This is a genomic window from Saccharopolyspora sp. NPDC002686, assembly GCF_040295745.1.
Taxonomy (GTDB): domain Bacteria; phylum Actinomycetota; class Actinomycetes; order Mycobacteriales; family Pseudonocardiaceae; genus Saccharopolyspora; species Saccharopolyspora oryzae.
Genome location: NZ_JBEOVY010000642.1, coordinates 1 through 1624 on the forward strand (window position 1 = coordinate 1; position 1624 = coordinate 1624).

The 1624-nt window shown below is 68.5% G+C and carries 1 protein-coding gene; it reads left to right on the forward strand.

What is annotated here, in order from left to right:
* Positions 1 to 9: 9 nt before the first annotated feature.
* Entirely contained in the window at positions 10 to 1515 is a 1506-nt protein-coding gene (locus ABTZ89_RS38555) for a sodium:solute symporter (protein WP_351054422.1), read from the forward strand.
* The last annotated feature ends 109 nt before the right edge of the window (positions 1516 to 1624 follow it).

Here is a 1624-nt window from a genome sequence, read left to right on the forward strand (position 1 = left end):
GGAGGCAGCATGCGATGGCTAGACCTGGCCGTCATCGGCTTGTACCTGGTCGCCATGCCGGTGCTCGGGTTGTTGTTGAGCGGTCGACAACGCAGCGCCCAGGACTACTTCGTCGGCAGCCGTGAACTGCCCTGGTGGGCGGTGTGCTTCTCGGTGGTCGCCACCGAGACCTCCACGCTGACGGTGATCAGCGTGCCGACGGTGGCCTACCTCGGCAGCTTCACCTACCTGCAGCTGGCCATCGGCTACCTGATCGGCCGGGTCGTGGTCGCGTTCGTGCTGCTGCCGAAGTACTACGCCGGGAACCTGGTCAGCGCCTACGAGTTCCTCGGCCAGCGGTTCGGCGCCGGCCTGCAGGGCACCGCCTCGGTGACGTTCCTGATCACCCGGCTGCTGGCCGACGGGCTGCGGCTGTTCGCCACCGCGATCCCGGTGAAGGTGATGCTGGGGGCGTTCGGCGTCGACCTCGCGTACTGGCAGATCGTGCTGGTCCTGGCGGTGCTGACGGTGATCTACACCTACCTGGGCGGGATCAAGGCCGTGGTGTGGGTCGACGCGATCCAGATGTTCGTCTACGTCGGCGGCGCGGTGGCGGCCGCGGTCGTGCTGGCCGGTCAGCTGCCGTCGGACTGGTTCGCCACCGCCGTGGACGCCGGCAAGCTCCAGCTGCTGGACTTCACCTCGTCGATCATCACCGACCAGTACGCGTTCCTGACCGCGGTGCTCGGCGGTGCGGTGTTCGCGATGGCCTCGCACGGTGCCGACCAGCTCATGGTGCAGCGGCTGCTGGCCTGCCGGAACGTTCGGGACAGCCAGAAGGCGCTGATCGCCAGCGGTGTCGTGGTCGCCCTGCAGTTCGCGCTGTTCCTGCTGATCGGCACCATGCTGTGGTCGTTCTTCCGCGGCGCGACGCCGGCCTCGATGGGCATGGCCAGCAAGGACGAGCTGTTCCCGACGTTCATCGTCAACGACCTGCCGCCGGGGCTGTCCGGGCTGCTCATCGCCGGGATCCTGGCCGCCGCGATGAGCACCCTGGCCTCGTCGCTGAACTCGCTGTCCACCTCCACCGTCAGCGACCTGTACCAGCGCTTCTCCAAGCGGAAGCTGGACGACGCGGCGGTCCTGCGGATGGGCAAGATGTGGACGCTGGTGTGGGCCGTGGTGTTCGTGGTGTTCGCATCGATGTTCAGCAGCACCGACAACCCGGTGGTCGAGGTCGGGCTCAGCATCGCCAGCTACACCTACGGCGCGCTGCTCGGCGCGTTCCTGCTGGGGCTGTGGAACAAGCGGGCCCGGCAGACCGACGCGAAGATCGCGTTCTGGGCGACGATCGTGGTGGTGCTGGCCTTCGTGGTCTGGGTGCAGTTCCCGGACGGCGAAGGCGGCGAGGCGTCCCTGGCGTTCCCCTGGTACACGCCGCTGGGCGTGATCGTGACGCTGGTGGTCGGCGGCCTGCTGTCGCTGCGGCACGAGCGCCCCGCCCCCGAGTCCCGGGTCGAGCGCGCCGAAGCATGAGACGAGGGGTGCCGGTTCCACTGGTCGCCGGCCAGCTCACCGGTCATCGAGACGTAGCCGCGCAGGATCACCGCGAGGCCGTTGACCCGCTCGCAGGACCGGGTGTTCA

Coding starts and splice junctions, on each gene's coding strand:
- ABTZ89_RS38555 (WP_351054422.1), top strand. CDS start 10: ATGCGATGGCTAGACCTGGCCGTCATCGGCTTGTACCTGGTCGCCATG.